Source organism: Bradyrhizobium sp. S3.7.6 (genome assembly GCF_054061875.1).
The window spans coordinates 6,086,784-6,105,949 of the sequence record NZ_JBSSEQ010000001.1; the positions used below are offsets into that span (position 1 = coordinate 6,086,784).

20 protein-coding genes are annotated in these 19,166 nt (G+C 64.2%); 10 read left to right on the plus strand and 10 right to left on the minus strand.

The window, feature by feature from the left end; translation table 11 throughout:
* Positions 1 to 67 precede the first annotated feature (67 nt).
* The gene (locus ACVJ5M_RS30095) at positions 68 to 1,294 is read left to right on the plus strand and encodes an MFS transporter (RefSeq protein ID WP_354099523.1); all 1,227 of its coding nucleotides are present in this window, start codon (positions 68 to 70) and stop codon (positions 1,292 to 1,294) included.
* A 10-nt stretch (positions 1,295 to 1,304) separates the two neighbouring features.
* Here ACVJ5M_RS30095 and ACVJ5M_RS30100 read toward each other — a convergent pair whose 3' ends face one another.
* Complete coding sequence (locus ACVJ5M_RS30100; RefSeq protein ID WP_063983922.1) at positions 1,305 to 2,213, minus strand: amino acid ABC transporter substrate-binding protein; 909 nt, start codon at positions 2,211 to 2,213, stop codon at positions 1,305 to 1,307.
* A 354-nt stretch (positions 2,214 to 2,567) separates the two neighbouring features.
* On the opposite strand from ACVJ5M_RS30100, the gene ACVJ5M_RS30105 reads away from it, so the two are divergent.
* The 5 genes from ACVJ5M_RS30105 to ACVJ5M_RS30125 are packed head-to-tail and all read left to right on the plus strand — an operon-like array spanning position 2,568 to position 7,087.
* A complete protein-coding gene (locus ACVJ5M_RS30105; protein ID WP_223153603.1) occupies positions 2,568 to 3,362 on the plus strand; it encodes an ABC transporter ATP-binding protein in 795 nt (264 codons plus the stop codon).
* A complete protein-coding gene (locus ACVJ5M_RS30110) occupies positions 3,359 to 4,102 on the plus strand; it encodes an ABC transporter ATP-binding protein (protein WP_063983924.1) in 744 nt (247 codons plus the stop codon). Before ACVJ5M_RS30105 ends, ACVJ5M_RS30110 begins: the two co-directional genes overlap by 4 nt.
* A complete protein-coding gene (locus ACVJ5M_RS30115) occupies positions 4,099 to 4,953 on the plus strand; it encodes a branched-chain amino acid ABC transporter permease (protein WP_063983925.1) in 855 nt (284 codons plus the stop codon). The genes ACVJ5M_RS30110 and ACVJ5M_RS30115 overlap by 4 nt, the downstream gene beginning before the upstream one ends.
* On the plus strand, positions 4,950 to 5,927 hold the full coding sequence (locus tag ACVJ5M_RS30120) for a branched-chain amino acid ABC transporter permease (protein ID WP_354099524.1): 978 nt from the start codon (positions 4,950 to 4,952) through the stop codon (positions 5,925 to 5,927). Before ACVJ5M_RS30115 ends, ACVJ5M_RS30120 begins: the two co-directional genes overlap by 4 nt.
* Positions 5,928 to 5,947: 20 nt before the next feature.
* Positions 5,948 to 7,087, plus strand: a complete 1,140-nt coding sequence (locus tag ACVJ5M_RS30125) for an ABC transporter substrate-binding protein (RefSeq protein WP_063983927.1) — start codon at positions 5,948 to 5,950, stop codon at positions 7,085 to 7,087.
* 65 nt (positions 7,088 to 7,152) lie between these two features.
* Here ACVJ5M_RS30125 and ACVJ5M_RS30130 read toward each other — a convergent pair whose 3' ends face one another.
* Genes ACVJ5M_RS30130 through ACVJ5M_RS30145 form a run of 4 tightly spaced genes read right to left on the minus strand, consistent with a single transcriptional unit; the run spans position 7,153 to position 11,308 of the window.
* Entirely contained in the window at positions 7,153 to 8,592 is a 1,440-nt protein-coding gene (locus ACVJ5M_RS30130; protein ID WP_283018655.1) for an amidohydrolase family protein, read from the minus strand.
* 16 nt (positions 8,593 to 8,608) lie between these two features.
* Entirely contained in the window at positions 8,609 to 9,634 is a 1,026-nt protein-coding gene (locus ACVJ5M_RS30135; RefSeq protein WP_063983929.1) for an ABC transporter substrate-binding protein, read from the minus strand.
* A 40-nt stretch (positions 9,635 to 9,674) separates the two neighbouring features.
* Positions 9,675 to 10,451 carry an ABC transporter permease gene (locus ACVJ5M_RS30140; RefSeq protein ID WP_063983930.1) on the minus strand — a complete coding sequence of 259 codons (777 nt, stop codon included), beginning with the start codon at positions 10,449 to 10,451 and terminating at the stop codon, positions 9,675 to 9,677.
* Positions 10,451 to 11,308: an ABC transporter ATP-binding protein gene (locus ACVJ5M_RS30145; protein ID WP_063986446.1), complete on the minus strand. Its 858-nt coding sequence runs from the start codon at positions 11,306 to 11,308 to the stop codon at positions 10,451 to 10,453. The genes ACVJ5M_RS30140 and ACVJ5M_RS30145 overlap by 1 nt, the downstream gene beginning before the upstream one ends.
* 198 nt (positions 11,309 to 11,506) lie before the next feature.
* On the opposite strand from ACVJ5M_RS30145, the gene ACVJ5M_RS30150 reads away from it, so the two are divergent.
* Positions 11,507 to 12,262: a GntR family transcriptional regulator gene (locus ACVJ5M_RS30150; protein ID WP_231144594.1), complete on the plus strand. Its 756-nt coding sequence runs from the start codon at positions 11,507 to 11,509 to the stop codon at positions 12,260 to 12,262.
* An 84-nt stretch (positions 12,263 to 12,346) separates the two neighbouring features.
* Here the strand turns inward: ACVJ5M_RS30150 and ACVJ5M_RS30155 are convergent, their stop codons facing one another.
* Positions 12,347 to 12,763, minus strand: a complete 417-nt coding sequence (locus ACVJ5M_RS30155) for a nuclear transport factor 2-like protein (RefSeq protein ID WP_063983932.1) — start codon at positions 12,761 to 12,763, stop codon at positions 12,347 to 12,349.
* A 148-nt stretch (positions 12,764 to 12,911) separates the two neighbouring features.
* Between ACVJ5M_RS30155 and ACVJ5M_RS30160 the strand changes: the two genes are divergently transcribed.
* The 3 genes from ACVJ5M_RS30160 (at position 12,912) to ACVJ5M_RS30170 (ending at position 15,893) form a co-directional block, all read left to right on the plus strand.
* Positions 12,912 to 14,150 carry an amidohydrolase family protein gene (locus tag ACVJ5M_RS30160; RefSeq protein WP_063983933.1) on the plus strand — a complete coding sequence of 413 codons (1,239 nt, stop codon included), beginning with the start codon at positions 12,912 to 12,914 and terminating at the stop codon, positions 14,148 to 14,150.
* Between the two features lie 73 nt (positions 14,151 to 14,223).
* A complete protein-coding gene (locus ACVJ5M_RS30165; RefSeq protein WP_063986447.1) occupies positions 14,224 to 15,429 on the plus strand; it encodes an amidohydrolase family protein in 1,206 nt (401 codons plus the stop codon).
* 152 nt (positions 15,430 to 15,581) lie between these two features.
* Positions 15,582 to 15,893, plus strand: coding sequence for a hypothetical protein (locus tag ACVJ5M_RS30170; RefSeq protein ID WP_063983934.1), 312 nt, complete (start codon positions 15,582 to 15,584; stop codon positions 15,891 to 15,893).
* A gap of 19 nt (positions 15,894 to 15,912) precedes the next feature.
* Here ACVJ5M_RS30170 and ACVJ5M_RS30175 read toward each other — a convergent pair whose 3' ends face one another.
* The 4 genes from ACVJ5M_RS30175 to ACVJ5M_RS30190 are packed head-to-tail and all read right to left on the minus strand — an operon-like array spanning position 15,913 to position 19,120.
* Positions 15,913 to 16,830: an NAD(P)-dependent oxidoreductase gene (locus ACVJ5M_RS30175; protein WP_063983935.1), complete on the minus strand. Its 918-nt coding sequence runs from the start codon at positions 16,828 to 16,830 to the stop codon at positions 15,913 to 15,915.
* Positions 16,830 to 17,699: a substrate-binding domain-containing protein gene (locus ACVJ5M_RS30180; RefSeq protein ID WP_063983936.1), complete on the minus strand. Its 870-nt coding sequence runs from the start codon at positions 17,697 to 17,699 to the stop codon at positions 16,830 to 16,832. The genes ACVJ5M_RS30175 and ACVJ5M_RS30180 overlap by 1 nt, the downstream gene beginning before the upstream one ends.
* A 27-nt stretch (positions 17,700 to 17,726) precedes the next feature.
* Positions 17,727 to 18,410 (minus strand): 4-carboxy-4-hydroxy-2-oxoadipate aldolase/oxaloacetate decarboxylase, encoded by a 684-nt coding sequence (locus tag ACVJ5M_RS30185; protein ID WP_063983937.1) that lies wholly within the window; start codon positions 18,408 to 18,410, stop codon positions 17,727 to 17,729.
* Positions 18,407 to 19,120: a PIG-L deacetylase family protein gene (locus tag ACVJ5M_RS30190; RefSeq protein WP_063983938.1), complete on the minus strand. Its 714-nt coding sequence runs from the start codon at positions 19,118 to 19,120 to the stop codon at positions 18,407 to 18,409. The genes ACVJ5M_RS30185 and ACVJ5M_RS30190 overlap by 4 nt, the downstream gene beginning before the upstream one ends.
* Positions 19,121 to 19,166 lie beyond the last annotated feature (46 nt).

Consider the following 19,166-nt stretch of genomic DNA (forward strand, 5'->3'; position numbering starts at 1 on the left):
TTAGCCTGCAACTATATAATCCGCGTATCGCAATCGATCACGCAAATGCGAACGAGGACAGCGCTGGATGGGACCGGGTTCCGCGACCGAGGCAAGGGAGACGATAGCGGGCGAGAGCACGCTGACGCTGGTCCCGACCTTCGTGGTCGTCGCTGTGGACGCCACGGGCATGGGAATCATCCTGCCGTTGCTGCCGTTCTACTCGCAGCGGCTCGGCGCGACGCCGTTCCTGCTCGGCGCGCTGATCTCGGCCTATGCCGTCTGTCAGCTCGTTGCCGGCCCCGTGGTCGGCATGCTCTCGGATCGTTACGGCCGGCGGAAGGTTCTGGTCGTCAGCCAGATCGGGACGTTCATCGGCTTCATCCTGCTCGCATTGGCGGGCAACCTGACGCTGGTGTTCCTGGCACGCATCATCGACGGCCTGACATCAGGCAACATCTCGGTCGCTCACGCCTATGCCGCCGAGCACAGCGCGCCGGCAACACGCAAGCAGGCACTCGGCATGACCAGCGGTGCGATCGGAACCGGGCTGCTGCTCGGCCCCGCTCTCTCGAGCTTCCTCGTGCACTACGGCCAGACCGCGCCGGTGTGGGCCCCGGCCGCGCTCTCGCTGATCAGCATCGTTGCGACGATCGCCCTGCTCCCGCCTGATCACCCGGCGTCCGAGCCGCTCTACCAGCATCGCGTGCCCGAGCCGACGTTGGCCCGCAGCCTGCTCGGCATGCGCTATGCCTGGCGGCTGCTCGGCCTGCTCATCGTGTTCTTCTTCGTCAACTCGATGTTCCTGTCGCAGATCGGCCTGTTCCTGTCGGCGCGGTTCTCCTGGGACGGACATCCCTTCGGCGCGCGCGAGCTCGGCTGGATGTTCGCCTATGCCGGCTTCATCAACATGGTGGTTCAGGGACTGCTCATCACGCGTGTGAGCATCATCGCGTCAGACCGCAGCATCGTGATGGCCGCGTTCGCTTGCATGGGTCTCGGATTTGCCGGACTTGCGGCCCGCGACAATGTCGGCCTGCTCGCGATCAACCTGACACTGATCATCGTCGGCACCATGTTCGCGCGCAGCACGCTGACGGCCGAGCTGTCGCGCTCGACCGCGATCAATCGTCAGGGCATGATCATGGGCCTCAACCAGTCGCTGATGTCGGGCGCGAATATCAGCGCGCCGCTCCTGAGCGGCGCGCTGATCGGTCATCGGCTGTTCGTTCCGTGGGCGCTTGCTATGGCCGCCATCGCGGCGATCGGCGCGGCGTTGGCGGGCCAGTTACTGGACACGCCGCGGGCGCGCTAGCGCCCTCGCCTCAGTTCACCACGTAGACGTCGGGATCGAAGCTCGAGCTCGGCTTCTTGAAGGCGTTGCGCAAGGCCGCCGACATCGGGACATTGTAGTTGAGGCCGTTCGGCGCGGTCGGCGATTCCAGCCAGCGCTTGTAGAGCACCTCGATCTCCGGGCTCGCGTAAAGCTCGGCGGTGGCGCGGTCGGCGAGCGCCTTGAACGGCGCGTCTTCCCGCCGCAGCATGATCCCGAAGGGCTCGGCCTTCGAAAACGTCTCTTCGCTGATCATGAACAGCGCCGGCTCCTTCGAGCGCGCAATCGCGACCGCAAGCTGGACGTCGTCGAGCGCGTAGGCCTGAGCGCGGTCGGTTTCCAGCAGCAGGAACGCTTCGGCTTGATCCACGGCCGGCATTATTCTGATGCCGAGATTTCGCTCGGTGTTGACCTTGGCAAGCTGATTCAGATTGACCGAGCCGGCCACCGCCGTAACGGCCTTGCCCTTGAGGTCGTCAATGGTGCTGATTTTCGCGGCTTTCTTGGCCGCAAACCGGGTCGCGCTGAGGAAATGCGTGTTGGTGAAGGCGACCTGCTTCTGGCGGTCGGCGTTGTTTGTTGTCGCCGAGCAGTGCAGATCGAGGGTGCCGTTGACCATCAGCGGAATCCGGTTCGACGACGTCACGGCGAGCGTGTCGACGGCGATATCGGGCATGCCGAGCTGCTTCTTCACGGCATCCACGATCTTGAGGCAGATATCCATGGCGAAGCCGATCGGCTTCTGGTTGCCGTCGAGATAGCTGAAGGGGACCGAGGCCTCCTGATAGCCCAGCGTGATCTTCTTGGTCTCCTTGACCTTCTGGAGCGTGCCCGACAGGTCCTCCGCTGAAGCTGCGCCCGCAAGACATGTGACGGCCAGGATAATTGTGGGAAGACGCATCGGGGGCTCCTCAAGGGGGTCATGGGCTGCGCCGCGGCGCAACTCCAGGGTTCATAGCCCACAGCCCGGATGATCGCCAGACGAGGTTCCGTCTATCAGCTATTGCGGTTTTGTATGTACCACTGCGGGAGAAAATACCGTGCCGCGCCGTCAGGGTTGAGCGGGCCGCAGCGCAGGCGTCTCTGGTCTGACGACCAGTCAGCACAAGTTTTCAGAGTTGGCGCGCAATACCTTGCCTCTCGCGAGGCTGCCTCTCTCCTGCGATTTGATCCCGCATCGATTGCCGTGCGTTGCCTCGCCAAAAAGGACCGGTTGCCGTAAGCGCGGCCGGGACAACAAGGGATGGACGGCCGGGTGGCAAGTTCCGGGGAAACGCGTCGCGGCGCGAGCGAGGTGCTGCGCGTCGAAGGGCTGACCGTGCAGTATGGCGCGCTCGTCGCCCTGCGCGACGTGAGCTGGTCAGTCCATAACGACGAGATCCTCGGCATCATCGGCCCGAACGGCGCGGGAAAAAGCAGCTGCTTTGCCGCCGTCACCAATGCCGTCACCCATCGCGGCCGCACATTCCTCGACAAGGCCGACGTCTCGGCGCTCCGGACGTTCGACCTCGCCGGCCGCGGCCTGCGCCGCACCTTTCAGCAGAACTCGTTCTTCGGCGAACTGACCGTCCTGCAGAACGCGGTCTCGGCCATCTTCCGCGATTTCTCGACCGATCTCGCCACATCCCTGTTCGCGCCCTGGCGCGAGGCCACCACGCGCCGCGCAGCCGAACTGGCGGCTGCACAACTGCTCGACTTCTTCGGCATCGCCCGGCAGTACCATGACCAGCTTCCCGGCGACATTCCCTACGGCGTGCAGCGCCTGCTCTCGGTCGCACTCGCCTATGGCACCGGCGCAAAGGTGCTCCTGCTCGATGAACCCGCGGCCGGCCTCAGCGGCGGCGACATGAAGAAGCTCGCCGACGTCCTGATTGGCCTACGCAAGCGTAACCTCGCCCTCGTCGTCATCGAGCACCACATGGACCTCATCATGTCGATTGCCGATCGCATCGTCATGATCGACCAGGGTGCCATGCTGGCGACGGGAACGCCTGTTGACATCCAGCGCGATCCGCGCGTGCGCGAAGCCTATCTGGGACGCGACGAATGAGCGGCGTACTCCAGAGCGACGGTCTCTCAGTCCGCTACGCAGGCAATGTCGCGGTGTCAGGCGTCAATATCGGCGTGCCCGCGGGGCGAATGGTTGGCCTCGTCGGCGCCAACGGCGCCGGCAAGACCACGCTGGTCAATGCGCTCGCCGGCTGGTCCCGTGGCCGCGCCGTGGTCACCGGCAGCGTCCAGCTCGAAGGACGCAGCATCGAGAAACTCGCCGCGCACGAGCGGGTGGCGCGCGGCCTTACGCTGGTGCCGGAAGGCAAGAACATCTTTGCGGAGCTGACCGTCGACGAGAACCTGGCACTGGTGCGGCCGCCCGCGGACACGACCGGCCGGCATCTCTTCACCATCCCCGAGGTTTTCGAGTTCTTCCCGCGCCTCGCCGAGCGCCGTTCGCACAAGGGCGCAGCACTCTCCGGCGGCGAACGGCAGATGCTCGCGGTCGGGCGCGCCTTGCTCGCCGGCCCGCGCGTGCTGATGCTGGACGAGCCTTCCGCGGGCCTCGCGCCCCGGCTGATCACCGACCTGCTCTCCCGCATCCGCCTGCTGGTCGATCGCGGCCTGCCGGTGCTGCTGGTCGAGCAGAACATCAAGGCGGCGCTGAAGGTGGTCGACCACCTCTACCTGCTCGAACGCGGCAAGATCGTCGGCGAAGGTCCTGCCGACGTCATGGCCGCGGACCATCGCATCATCGAGGCCTATCTCGGCACCATCGCCGATGGAACGCCGGCATGAATATCGCGCAGCAGGTCATCAACGGCATCGTGCTTGGCTCCGGTTATGCCTGCATCGCGCTGGGCTGGACCATTTTGCTCGGCGTCGCACGACTGGTGAATTTCGCCCATGGCCAGCTCTACATGCTCGGCGCCTTCGTCACCTGGTACGCCATCACCAAACTGGGCCTGCCCTACCCGCTCGCCATTCTGGTGGCGATCATCGTGCTCGGCGTGATCGGCCTCCTGATGCAGAACGCGATGATGCGCCTGGTCATGACGCAGAACCTGACCAGCCTGATGATCGTGACGCTCGGTCTCGGCTACGTCCTGCAGGGCAGCAGCGCGCTGATCTTCGGCGGCAATCCGCAGACGCTGCCCGGAACATTGGCGCGCGCCAAGATCGACATCGGTCCGCTCTGGTTCACCTGGCAGGACGTGCTGGTGCTGGTCGTAACCCTTCTTCTTTACGGCGCAGTCTGGCTGTTCACCCAGCGAACCCGCTTCGGCTCGGTCATCCGCGCCGTCGCCGAGGACCCGAAGCTCGCAGAGCTGTTCGGGATCAACGCAAAGTTCGTCTATCTCGGCGTCTTCGTGTTCGAATGTTCCGCGGTCGCGCTGGGGGCGGCGCTGGTGGCGCCCCGCTCGCCGATCCTGACCAGCATGGGTTTCAACGAGGTCATCATGACCTTTGTCGTGGTCGTGCTCGGCGGCATCGGCTCGATCGGCGGCGCGCTCGCAGCCGGGCTCGGGCTCGGCCTGTTCACCGCCTTCTTCGGCGCGTTCGTCGCGCCGGCCTATACGACGGCGGCGGCCTTTGCGCTGTTGCTGGCGCTGCTCGTGATCCGTCCCGCGGGGCTTGCAACCAAATGACCGCGATCGAATCCCCGCAGCCCGCCTCGATCCCGTTCCTGCGCCTCGCCGCAGTCGCGGCCTTCGTCGTGATCGGCTTCCTCCTGCCGCGCCTGCTGGGCGGTACCTCGGTCGCCTATTCCACGCTGACCACGATCGCGATCTTCGCGGTGATGTGCTACGGCGCCGACATCGTGCTGTCCTATCTCGGCGAGGTCAGCCTCGGCCACACCGTGTTCTGGGCCATCGGCGGCTATGCGGCCGCGAACCTCTCGGAAAAATGCGGACTGAACGGCTGGGCGACGGCGGCCGCGACAATCGCGCTGTGCCTCGCGGCCGCGGCCTTCCTCGGCGCCGTCACCTTGCGGACCCGCGAGTTCGTGTTCTCCCTCGTGACCTATGCGGCCGCCGTGGTCGCGTACGAGATCGCGTTCAACTGGGACGCCGTCGGTGGGTCCGACGGCATCGTCGGCATTCCGCCGCTGAAGCTCCCATTGCTCGTGACCAACTTCTCCGGCGCGATGCAGGAAGATCTCTGGCCGATCGCCTTCGCGCTGCTGCTGCTCACCCTCGCCTTCATCGCGCGCTTCCGCCGCTCGCGGCTGGGCACCACCGCGCTGATGGTACAGATGAACCCCGCGCTGGCCGCAAGCCTCGGCGTCGATCCGCGCCGGGTCAGGCTCGCCGTGTTCGTGATCTCGGCACCGATCACCGGGCTTGCCGGCTGGCTTTACGCCTATCAGCGCGCCTATGTCGGCCCCGACATGTTCGAGTCCTACTTCCTCGTCATGATGCTCACCGCGATCGTGCTGGTCGGGCGCCGTATCCTGCTCGGCCCCTTGATCGGCACCGCCCTCCTGATTGCCCAGCAGAACTTGCTGTCGCTCGGCGGCGACTGGAACAAGATCGTGTTGGGATCGGTGCTGGCGCTCGTCCTGATCTTCTGGCCCGCCGGGCTCGTGGGCCTCTACCGCCGTATCACCAAGAAGACGTAGAATGCATTGGGAGGAAGCGCATGCACAAGACGAAACTGGCTCTCGCGCTATTGTTGGGTCTCGCATCTGTGCCAGCTGTGGCGCAGGACATCAAGGTCGGCACCATCTTTCCGCTCAGCGGCGGCGCCGGCCCTGATGGCCAGACCGTGACCAACGCCGTCAAGCTGATGGTCCAACAGATCAACGACAAGGGCGGCCTGCTCGGCCGCAAGCTGACGGTGATCTCCAAGGACGACGAGAGCACGCCCGCGGTCGGCGTCAGCCGCGCCAACGAGATGGTTGCCGAGAAGGCGGACATCGTCATCGAAGGCTGGAACTCACCAGTCACATTGGCGATGCAGCCGATTCTCGCCCGCGGCAACATTCTCGACTTCACCGCGGTCTCGAAGTCGGATCTGATCCTCAGCGGCGAGACGAACCCTTACGCGATGCGCATCAACAGCTCGAACGGCCTCGATGCGGAAGTCATCGCAAAATACGTCGCCCAGACGATGAAGGCGAAGAAAATCGCGTTCCTCACCCAGAACGACGTCTATGGCAACGGCTTTCAGACCGCCGTCGAGGCCGAATTCAAGAAGATGAACTTTTCGGGTGAAGTCATCATGACCGAAAAGTTCGCGTTCAAGGACACCGATTTCCGCGTCCAGCTGACCAATATCAAGGGCGCCAATCCAGACGCCGTCATCGTCACCAGTTCGTCGAATTCCTCAGGCCTTCCCGCGCTGGTCGACCAGTATCGCCAGGCCGGCATAAAATCCACCTTCGTCGGCGCCGTCGGCATCATGCTGAGCACCGTGTACAAGGTCGCCGGCGACGCCAACAACGGCGTGATATCGGCCGACATCTTTTTCCCCGATCTGCCGCCGTTCACGACGCAGCCGGAGAGCGTAGCGTTCGTCGCGGCCTACAAGAAGGCCTACGGCGTTGATCCGGACAAGAGCGCCGCGCTCGGCGCCGCCGCCGTGCAGGTGTGGGCGCAGGCGGTCGAACAGACCAAGTCGCTCGATCGCAAGACCGTGGCAGAGGCGATCCGCGGCAAGCCCGTCAAGGGCACCGTGTTCGGCGACGTCCAGTTCCTGCCGAACGGCCAGATGCAGCCTCGCTATGTCGTGTTCGAGGTGGTCGACGGCAAGAACACCAAGCTCAAGGCATTGCAGTAACGACGGCATTCGTGCCATTGGAAGCGCTCGCCCGATCGTCAGGCGGGCGTTTCCCTGGTCGCCTCCTACTCGCAAGTGAGCTGCTGTTCGAACCAACCGGAGACGCGCTCCGATAGGGACGGCCACATGCGCTGAAAACTTCCGAGCTTGCCGACATTGACGCGGTACATCGCCCGCAACTCCTGCTCGATGGCCGGCAGGTCAACGCCCATGCAGGCCCCGTCCTTCGCGATCGTCTTGCCGGCGACGACGACCTCCTTCACCAGCGACGCATTGCCCCGCGCGAACAGAAGCGCCATGGGGTCGACGGGCATGATCTGATCTCGATTCAGCCGGTCGAGGTCGATCACGACGAAATCGGCGGGATTGCCTGCGACGAGCTCGCCGCTCCCGGGCGCGCCGGTGGCACGGCGCCCATTGCGGACGGCGAGCGCGAACAGCTCGGCCGGCGTCCAGGTCGCCCTGAAGCCGAGGCCGCCATGGGCCATCTGCACCAGCCGCATCTCGCGCAGGATGTCGTCGTCCTCGTCCAGCGCCAACCCGTCGACGCCGACCGCGATGGCGCAGCCACATTTGTGTGCGGCGGCGATCGGGGCGAGCCCCGAGCGCAGATGCATGTTCGAGCTGAAATTGGTGACGATGCGCGCGCCGGAGGCTGCGATCATCTCCAGCTCATCGGGACGGGCGTGGATGCAGTGCGCCAGCGTCAGCCGCTCCGAGAGGAAGCCGATATCGCGCAGCCAACGCACCATGTCCGGAAAGTTTTGGTCGGCCCAGGCGCGCTGATAGACGGTCTCCAGCAGATGCATGTGAATGCGGCGGCCCGTCTGCGCCGAGTTCTCCGCCATCGCCTCCAGCAGTGGCTTCGAACACCATTGCACGCCGGCGGGCCCGAGCTGCACGTCGACCATCGGGCCGGAGATGGCGGCGGCAATCGCATCGGTCAGCTCGATATAGGCCTTCGGAGACATCGGCGCGCGGACAAAGAGGTCTTCGATGCTCTTGCGGTCATCACTGGGGAGGCCGGAGAGAATCGGCTCGGCATCGCCATAAACGATCGGATTCAGGTCCCGCACCGCGAGGGCAAATGCCACGCGGATGCCGACATCGGATGCCGCCCTCGCAATCGCCTTGGCTTCATCGAGCAACGGCATCGTCCCGCTTGGGCGGGTGTAGTGCACCATCATCGCCGCGCAACCAGCCCTGGCGGAACGTGCCAGTGCGGAGGCCGCGGTCAGATAGGGATCGAAGGGCGTGCCGAGCGCGGTGCGCAGGATCCAGCTTTCGAGGGGCATGCCGACCGCCCCGAAGGACGACGCGGTCGCGCGCGCATGGTCATGGGCGTTGACGAAGGCAGGAATGACGAAGGAGCGAGGCCCGCCAGCAGGCCCCGCTCCTTCAAGAATGTCGGTGATGGTACCCTTATCGTGCCGCAGCACGACATTGTCGGTCACACCGAGATCAGGGCCACGGAACAGGCTGGTTGCCGCAATCTCCGTGGCCATGACCGTCTCTCCAAATTTAGTTGGCAGTATACACCAACTCCCGCTCCGCACGCGGCGGCAGGAACTCGCGCGAGAACACCTCTGCGGGTGTCGGCGCGCGGGCGAGCTGATAACCCTCGACCACGATGCCGATGGCGCGCGTCATGCGGTCATCCTTGATGTCGCCGATGCCGATCTCCTTCATCTCCGGCGAGACGATCAGCTTGTCGAAGGAATATTGCAGCCGGCGCTTCTCGACGGCGACGTCGATCAGATTGTCGTAGTTCAGCGCAGCCTTCATGCCGGCGTTCTGGTCCTTGGCCACTGCAATCGCGCCCTTGTTGATGGCGCGGACGAGGCCGGCCACGGCCTTCGGGTTCGACGCGATCAGCTTCTTCGAGACCATCACGCCGTTGGAATAGAGATCGAGGCCGTACTCACCGAACGAGAACCATTTGAAATCCTTGTCAGGGTCCTGGCGGTTGAGCACGAGGTTGAAATAGCTGGTGATGTTGAACACGAGCGCCGCGTCGATATCGCCCTTGATCAGCATCGGCTCCTGGAGGTTCGGGGCCATGTTGGAGATCTTGATCTTCTCGCCGTCGAGCCCGTTCTTGCGGGTGAACACCGGCAACAGCCGCGTCGTCGGCGTGCCCTGCGCGCCGCCCAGCGTGTGGCCCTCAAAATCCTTGATGGTGTTGATGCCGCTGGTCTTCTTGGCGACGATCGCGAACGGCGGCTGGTTCCACATCATGTAGACCATGACGGGCGCCTCCTGCGGCTTGGTCGAGGCGTTCTGGATGATGGCGTTGACGTCACCGAAGCCGGCGTCATAGGCCCCCGACATCACGCGCGTGACAGTGGCGCCGGAGCCCTCGCCCTGGTCGATGACGACGTTGAGGCCTTCCTCTTTGAAATAGCCGTTGTCCTTGGCGTAGAAGAATGCGGCATCGCTGCCTTGCGTCTTCCAACCCAGCGTGAACTTGATCGTGGTGTCGTCGGCCGTGGCAGCGCCCGTGGACAGAGCCAATCCCAGCAGCGCGACTGTTACTTTTCTCAACATCGAGACCTCCTCAAGCTTCGTTGCGTGACGGTTCAGAAATTCAGGTGGCGATCACGTCGTTCTTGCGCGTGGCCCAGCCGGTGACACGCCCTTCGATCAGCGAGAACACCGCGTAGAGCGCGACGCCGAGGCCGGCGAGCACGAACAGGCCGGCGAACACCAGCGGCACGTTGAAATTGGAGGACGCGGTCATCATGACGTTGCCGATGCCGCGGTTGGAGGCGACCGTCTCCGACAGCACGGCGCCGACGAAGGCGTAGGAGATCGCGACCTTCAGCGAGGCGAAGAAGAACGGCATGGTCCTGGGCAGACCGACGTTCCAGAGGATGTCGAACTTGCTGGCGCCGAGCGCCTTCAATACGTCTTCGAGCTCGGGCTCGGTGGTCGCGAGGCCCGTGGCGATATTGACGACAATCGGGAAGAAGCAGATCGACAGCGCCGTCAGCACCGCCGGCACCGTGCCGGAGCCGAACCACAGCACGAAGATCGGCACCACCGCGACCTTGGGGATCGAGGAGAAGCCGATCAGCAGCGGATAGCAGGTGTCATAGGCCGTCTTGGAGACGCCGATGATGGCGCCGAGGGCGACACCCAGCGCAACGCCGAGGACGAAGCCGAACATGGTGGTCGCGAGCGTCTGCACGATGTGCGGCCACAGCACCGGAAAGCGCTGAAACAGCGTGACAAAAACCTGTGATGGCCGCGGCAGCACCAGGTCCGACATGCCGGTCATCAGGCAGAACAGCTCCCAGGCGACGAAGAACAGCACGATCAGTCCCGCCGACCATGCCTTCTGCCTGACATCGATCCCGAACATCAGCCTGTCCCCTGTTGGGCTGCGCTGCGCGCATCCTCGATGAAGGCGCGCAGCTTCTGGTTCAGCGCGACGAAATCCGGCTCGAAGGTCATGGCAACGGTGCGCGGCCGCGCGAACTCCACACGGCTGTCATCGAGGATGCGGCCGGGACGCGCGCTCATCACGCAGATGCGGCTGGCGAGGAAACCGGCTTCACGCAAATCGTGCGTCACCAGCAACACGGTCGGCTTGTGCGTCATCCAGAGGTTCTGGAGGATCGCCCACAGCTCCTCGCGGGTAAACTGGTCCAGCGCGCCGAACGGCTCATCCAGCAGCAACATGCGCGGCTCGTGGATCAGCGCGCGGCAGAGATTGGCGCGCTGGAGCATGCCGCCGGATAGCTGCCAGGGATAGCGACTGCCAAATCCCCTAAGGCCGACCTGCTCCAGCAGCGCATTGGCCTTGTCGCGAAACTCGGTCTTACGCAGCTTGCGGAAGTTCGAGCGGAACGGCTCGACGATCTTCAGCGGCAACATGATGTTCCGCTCGATCGTCATCCACGGCAGCATGGTCGGGTTCTGAAAGGCCATGCCGACCCGCAGCGCCCGCGCCGCGACCTCGCGGCCGCCGACGATGACGACGCCGCTGGTCGGCTGCACCAGGCCGCTGACGAGACGCAAAATGGTCGATTTGCCGCATCCGGACGGGCCGACCAGTGCGACAAACTCGCCGTCGGCGATCCGCAACGTCGTCTTCGACAGAGCGGGCACGGCGCGGTCGCCGCGCCCGAAGGTCACGGTGGCCTCGGACAGCTCAATGGCGGTCGGGCCGGAGCCTTCGGGAACGGGCTGGCCGTCAAATTGGGCGTTGGGTTGCATGCGCATCACAGGCAAAGTGCATGCAAGCTGGGTGCCAGTCGGTCGTCCTCGCAAAATCAATGATTTGGCCAAACTCCCCGCCGGATGGCCGGATTCGATTTAGGCAATTCGGCTGCCAAACTGCATGCAACTGGAGCGCTGGATTGGACAAAGCCTGTGCTAAAGAGAGGTTTCGACCCTCCCCGCAAGGATTCGCCGATGGCGGCGCGCACCACCAGCAAGACGTCTGAATCATCGGACAAGGTCGGCGTGATCTGCCGCGCACTCAGGCGCGCGATCATCGAGCAGGCGCTGGAGCCCGGTGCAAAGCTGCCCGAGGATGCGCTGGGCGAACGTTTCGGCGTCAGCCGCACCATTGCGCGCCATGCGCTGGGACAGCTTGCTGCCGAAGGCCTCGTCGAGCTCCGCCGCAACCGGATCGCGGTGGTGGCAACGCCGAGCTGGCAGGAGGCGCGCGATGCCTTCGACATCCGCATCCAACTCGAGGGCCTTGTCGTCCGCCAGCTCGCGGGCAAGCTAAGCAAGAGCCAGATCGCCGAGCTGAATGCCCATGTCGATGCCGAGGACCGCGCACGCGGCGGCACGGATGCAGTTTCGATCCGGCTCGCCACCGAATTCCACATCCTGCTCGCGCACATGACGAACAGCCCGATCCTGGTGCGCTATGTCAGCGAGGTCGCCTATCGCTGCTGCCTGACGCTGTCACTCTACAGCCGACCGCATTCCACCGAATGCGCGATCAACGAGCACCGCGCCATCATCGCATCGCTCGCCAAGGGCGACGAAGCCAAGGTGATGGAACTGATGCACCATCATCTGGATTCCGTGGCCAATCGTGCATTGGTGGCCCCCACCCCGCAGCGTGGCCGCGATCTGCTCGATATCCTCGCGCCCTATGCGGACGAGGTGACGAGCGACCGCGTCGTCAAGCTGCCGAAAGTGGCTCGTCGCTAAAGCGCAGCGAATTGCGCTTTAGCTTTTCGTTTGCGCATGATCTTATCGGAAAACCGCTGCACACTTTTCCGGATCATGCGCGTGTTAAGCCTCGATCCCGCGCTGGACCAAAATCCGCTCTGCGCTATCGTTCCAGACGTCCATCTTCACGATCTGTCCGCCCCGCACGACGAAGCGGTCGACATAGCGATTGCCCTCGAACGGCGTGCCGTCCATCCACTCGCCATAGAGCATGCCGACGCTGTAGACGATGGTCTCGTCCGTGCCCGGACAGACGTCGAACCGGTCCATCTTCTTCTTGACCCAGCGATAGCGGTTCGCATTGAAGCCGGTCGGGCCGCGCGGATGATCGAACTCGCGCCCGCCGGTAAACGTGATCACCGTACCCGGCTTCATATAGGCCGCGGCGGCATCGGGATCGGGTATCATCGAGGCCGTGAGATAGGCCTCCACGATCTCGGCGTCGGTCATCGGGCGTTCGGCTTTTGCGGGGACAGACATGGTGGGCTCTCCGAGGTGGCGGCATTCTACAATTCACGCCCCAAAGTGTATGCACATTTTTTGAACAATTTGGTGGCATAACTGCACACAATCTGGAGCTGCCCGCTTCCCCAGCTTCCGCTAGGCTACCACAGCTGAATCCGACGCCATGACCGCCCAACCCGCCCTTGACCTGATCTTCCGCAACACGCTGTTGCGATCATCCGCCGCACCCGTCGATATCGGCGTGAAGGGCGGCCGCATCGCCGCGATCGAGCCGCAGCTTGCCTGCGAGGCCGTCGAGGTCGATGTCGGCGGGCGCCTCGCCCTGCCCGGGTTCGTCGACACCCACATCCATCTCGACAAGGCCTGCCTGCTCGGCCGCTGCGGGCACAATCACGGCAGCGTCTCGGACGCGATCCGCGCCGTGGCCGGGATGAAAAAGGATTTCACGGTCGAGGACGTCTACGCGCGCGGCGCAAAAGTGCTCGAGCGCGCCATCGTGCACGGCACGACGCGCATGCGGACCCATGTCGAGATCGACCCCCGCATTGCCTTGCGCGGCTTCGAGGCGGTCAAGGCGCTGAAGCGCGACTATGCCTGGGCCATCGACCTGTCGCTCTGTGTCTTCCCGCAGGAAGGCCTGACCAACGACCCCGGCAGCGATGAGCTGCTGGTGCAGGCGCTGCGCGATGGCGGCGAAGCAATCGGCGGCTGTCCCTATATGGACACCGACCCGAACGCGCATCTCGAACGCATCTTCGATCTCGCGCAGGAATTCGACGTCGACGTCGACCTCCATCTCGATTTCGACCTCGACCCCTCCTGGTGGCACCTCGACGAGGTCTGCCGCCAGACCGAGCGGCGCAACTACGGAGGACGCGTGGCGATCGGCCATGCGACAAAACTCTCGGCACTGCCGCCGGAGCGGATGAAGGCGGCCACCGCGCAGCTGGCGACATCAGGCGTTGCCGTCACCGTGCTGCCCGCAACCGATCTTTATCTGATGGGCCGCGAAGCCACCCACAACGTGCCGCGCGGGCTGACGCTTGCGCACAAGCTCGCCGGCGACGGCGTGCTGTGTTCGGTCGCGACCAACAATGTGCTCAACCCGTTCACGCCGTTCGGCGACGCCTCGCTGCTGCGGATGGCAAATTTCTACGCCAACGTCGCGCACGCTTCGGTCAGCGACTTCGATACCTGCCTCGATCTCGTGACCGAACTGCCGGCGCGGCTGATGAACCTTGGCGATTACGGCATCAAGGTCGGCAACCCCGCCGATCTCGTCGTGCTCGAAACCCAGGACAGCCGCTTCGCCATCGCCGAGCTGCCGGATATCGTGATGGGCTTCAAGAGCGGCCGCCAGACGTTTGAGCGGCAGCGGCCCACCTTGTTCGGGCCGGGCTGACCGACTTTCCGCGCCTTGCGCCCGACCCGCGGCTTGCGCGATGATCATCGCAATCGACCAACGGAGCAACCGGATGGCCTTCGACACGATCTTCCTGAACGCGCGCTTCGACGGCGGAGCCCGGCATCACATCGCCGTCGCGGACGGCCGCATCGCCGCGATCACGCCCGTCGATGAACGTCCCGCCGCAAACGAGACCATCGACCTCGGCAACGTCCTCGTCGTTCCCGGCTTCGTCGAAGGCCACATCCATCTCGACACCAGCTTCTATGGCGACGCCTGGCGTCCGCACAAGCCATGCACCAACGGGTTCGACGTGCATGAGCGCGTCGCCTTCCAGGCCCAGAACATGGCCGTATCAGCGCCGATGGATGTGCGCGCACGCAACCAGCTCGATCTCTGCATCGGCCACGGCACCACGCAGATGCGCAGCCACGTCATGGTCGACGGCTCGGTCGGCCTGAAATCGCTCGAGACGATTTTGCGCGTGCGCGAGGAATACAAGGGCCTGATCGACATCCAGCTCGTCGCCTTCCCCCAGAGCGGCATCCTGATGAGCCCGGGCACGCCGCAATTGCTGGACGAGGCCATCGGGCTCGGCTCCGATCTCGTCGGCGGGCTCGATCCCGCGAGCTTCGATCGCGACATCGAGAAGCATCTCGACGTCGTGTTCGGTGTCGCCGGCAAGCACGGCGTCGACGTCGACATCCATCTGCATGACATGGGCACGCTGGGCGCATTCGAAATCGAGCAGATCGCGGCGCGGACGCGCGCGCTCGGCATGGCGGGACGCGTTGCCGTCAGCCATGCTTACGGGCTCGGCGACATCCCCATGGATCAGCTCAAGAAGATCGCCGACACCCTCGCCCGCTCGGGCGTCGCGATCATGACCAATGCGCCAGGCGCCCGGCCCTTCCCGCCGATCCTGGCCCTGCGCAATGCCGGCGTCACCGTCTTCAGCGGCAACGACAACATCCGCGATTCCTGGTGGCCCTATGGCGACGGCGACATGCTGCGCCGGGCCACGACGCTCGGCTATCGCTCGGGCTTCAATATCGACGAAGAACTGCGCGTCGCGTTCGATGTCGTCACCGTATCCGGCGCAAAGGCGCTGCGGCTCGAAGGCTATGGCCTGCGCGTCGGCGCCAAGGCCGATTTCGTGACACTGAATGCCGAGCATATTCCTGAAGCCGTTGTCGGCGTGCCGCAAGGGCGCACCGTGTACAAGGAAGGCAAGCTCGTCGCATGCGACGGTAAGATTGTCGGGAAGCGCGGCTAATGATCGGATCTTTTCCGTTCGATTATACCGCTAGCTTTCCTCACTCCCCAATCCGGTAGAATCCCTGACCGTAAATACGCGCATTGCACGACGGGCCAAGGAGATCATACTAAGACACGCACTGACATCTGCGTTCTCCGGGGAAGTATCGAATGTTCAGCGCATTCAGCAGCATCGATTACCATTCCATTCGGGCCAACACGCCCGCCGAGATGGCCATCAAGCGACTGACCGGCATCGGCGAAGTCCTGTCGGGCATCGACATATCGGCAATCCACACGCAGGACGACATGGCCCGCGCGCTGTTGACGCTCGATACCGCCGACAAATGCATTCGCACGATTCTCACCGAGTTCCGCACCGAGCGCACCACGGAAGTCGTCCGCGAAGCCACGAGCCTGATGAGCCTGATCGAGCTCGCGCGCGACGAACTCTCGGACTACGCGGCGGCAGCAGAGTCTTGAGCTGAATGCGCGCTGGATCTCAGCGCTTGATCTTCGCCAGAATGCGATCCGCCTCGGTGCGCCAATCGGCGCTGCGGGCAAATTCCTTCGTCCCCTTGATGCCGAACAGCCCCTCGTCAGCGAGATCGGCAACCCAGGCCTGGCGCTCGGCGGTGCCCTGCGCCGACCATGGCGTGAGCCCGACCTCGCGCACGGTCTCCGCGACTTCACGCACCTCCTCGGCACGGCGACGGCCGTGCTCGATCACGCGCTGGAAGCAATAGGCGCCCTGCTTCTCCCAGTCGATCGCCGGAAACGTCTCCGCGAGCGAAGCCAGCACGGCGTCCTCGACGCCGTAGGCCCGCGCAGTGGTGAAGCTTTCGATGACCATGGCCTCAAGGCCCTTGATCATGATGCTGCGGCACATTTTCACGGCCGAGGACACGCCGAGCTTGTCGCTCGCGACCTTGGCCGCAAAGCCGATCGTATTCAGCAGCGGCTCCAGCTCCCTCGCGCCGGGCCCACCGAGCAGCAGCGGCACCTTGATGCGATAAGGCGGCACCGAGGTCATCACCGCGCCCTCGACATAGCGTCCGGCAGCGCCGTCGATCAACGCAGCGGCGCGCTGCTTGGCGCCGGGAGACGCCGAATTGAAATCGAGGAACCAGGTGCCCTGGTTGATTGCGCCAGCGCAGGCTTTTGCTACGGGCACGGCCTGGCTCGCCGTGACCGCGGAGATGATGAAATCGGATTTCGCGGTCAGCTCGGCGTGAGACGCCGCCAGCGTCACGCCGAACTTCGCCGCATGCTCCTTCAGCGGAGCGCCGTGCTCGCCTCCGAGCTTGATGTCGTAAGCGGCTACCTTGATATCCTGCTGCCGCAAATCCTCGGCCAGGATCCTGCCGACCTCGCCGTAGCCGACGAGCCCGATCTGCCAGCGCCTGGGATCACCTGCCATCAATTCAATCCTCGTGTCGTCTCGTCGAACAGCTCCTCGACCGCATAGCGGCGCGGGATCAGCGCCTGCTGGAATGCGTAGTCGACGATCAGCTCCAACGGTTTTCTGTTCGCCTCGATCCCGAACGGAACGAGGTCGGGCGTCGCCGCAGGTCCCACCTGCGCCTTGTTCCGCTCAAGCAGGTCATAAACGCCTGTAACTACGTCGGGGCGCGCTTTCGCAAGCTGCTCTGTCACGACCACGAGATGATTGACCGGGACGACGCCACGACGGGTGTACCATTTGGCAGCCTCTGCGGCAGGATCGGAGAATAGCGGCTTCAACGTGGGATGATCAGAGGCCTCGCCGAGGACGGCGTCGAGCTCGCCGTCGATCAGCATCTGCAAGATCTTCTTGTCCTTCGGCGCACGCTCGGTGCTGTCGACATATTCGGCAACGTGCGGATCCTCGAAGGTGATCCAGCGGATCTTGTCGAGATTGACACCGTAGTCGTTGGCGAGAATGCCCCTGATCCATGCGCCCGTCGTCGTCGTGAACGAGCGGATGCCGACGCGCTTGCCTTCGAGATCGGATGGCCCGAGCACTCCCCTTGCAGGGTTGTAGAGCGCGTAGGAATGCTGGAAGCGGCCGAGCATGGTGGCAGGCAGCAGCACCAGCGGCTTGCCATGCGCCTTCGCCATCAGATAGGTAACGATCGCCATCTCGCAGACGTCGAACGCCTGCTCGCGCACCATCGGCTTGAACGCCGTGTTGGTCGGCGTGTACGCGATGAAATCGAGGTCGAACAGGTTGGAGCGGAGTTCGCCGCTCTTCACCGCCTGCACGTGAGGGTGACTGCCGAGCACAGCCTTCAACTTGAGACGATCCATCCGCCCGCTCCGCTTCTCTGGTCCCGCTCAGACGTCCTCGGGATTGTCGACGTAGACCAGCCCGGCCTTCGCCAGCGCCTCGCGCATGCTGTACATATCGAGGCCCAATTCGCCCGAGGCCAGCCGCCTGCGCTTGCCGCCCTCGTCCGCGTTGCGCTTCTTCGCCTTTTCGGCGACCTCAGAGGCATAGCGCTTGGGCACCACGACGACGCCGTCGTCATCGGCCACGATCATGTCGCCCGGATCGACGTTGACCCCGGCACAGACCACGGGAATGTTGACCGAGCCGAGCGTCGCCTTGACCGTGCCCTTGGCCGAGACGGCGCGCGACCACACCGGAAACTTCATCTCGTGCAGCGCTTTGACGTCGCGGCAGCCGGCGTCGATGATCAGCCCCTGCACGCCGCGCGCCTGCAGCGACGTCGCGAGCAGCTCGCCGAACATGCCGTCGGTGTTATCGGTGGTGCAGCCGACGACGAGGATGTCGCCCTTCTTGCACTGCTCAACGGCGACATGGATCATCCAGTTGTCGCCGGGCTGTGCCAGCACCGTGACGGCGGGGCCAGCGATCGACGCGCCGGCCCAAACGGGCCGCAAGTAAGGCTTCATCAGGCCGAGGCGACCGTAAGCCTCGTGAACGGTCGAGACGCCGTATTCCGCCATCCCGGCGGGATCGGCACGCTTGATGTTGCGAACGACGACGGGCTTCATGCCAGCTCCTCCGCAACCGTCGGGAACAACCGCTGATAGGCCTCGCCATAGGTCATGGGCACGCCGGTGTTGCGGCTGCCCTGGATGCCGCGGTTGAGCGCGACGCGCTCGTAGTAACCCCAGAGATGTTTTTGCGCGGCGAGGATCTGGAACGCCTCGTACTTCTTCTTCCAGACCTCGTCGATCTTGAGGAGCAGGTCCGGCTTGTAGTTACACTGCTCGGGCTGGTGCGGCTCGAACAGGAACACCGGCGGCGCCGAATATTTGTACTGCGCGCCGGGCTTGTGGCCCATCGCCTGCGCGACCACGCGGGTCTCCTGCGCGAAATGCGCCGCGTTCGGATGGTCGAAATTATAGGGATCTTCCAGCGCATGCGTCAGCACGAAGCTCGGATTGAGCTCGCGGTAGATATCGACCATGCGGTCGAAATGCGCCTCGGTGAGCTTCAGCGGATAATCGCCGCAGTCGAAGAACTCGATCTCGGCGCCGAGCAGCTTCGCCGCCCGCTCCGCCTCGTCCTTGCGACCTGCCTTGACCGACTCCAGCGTCGCGCCTTTTTCCTTCCAGGCGAACTGGCTCTCGCCGCGCTCGCCAAAGGACATGCAGACGATCTTCATGCGATAACCCTTCTTCGCATGCAGCGCGATGGCGCCGCCGGCGCGCCAGACGAAATCGCCGGGATGGGCGGTGATCACGAGACCTGTTTTCATGGGACGAACTCCCCTCTTTCCTTGATAAGCAACGTATCGATCGCGA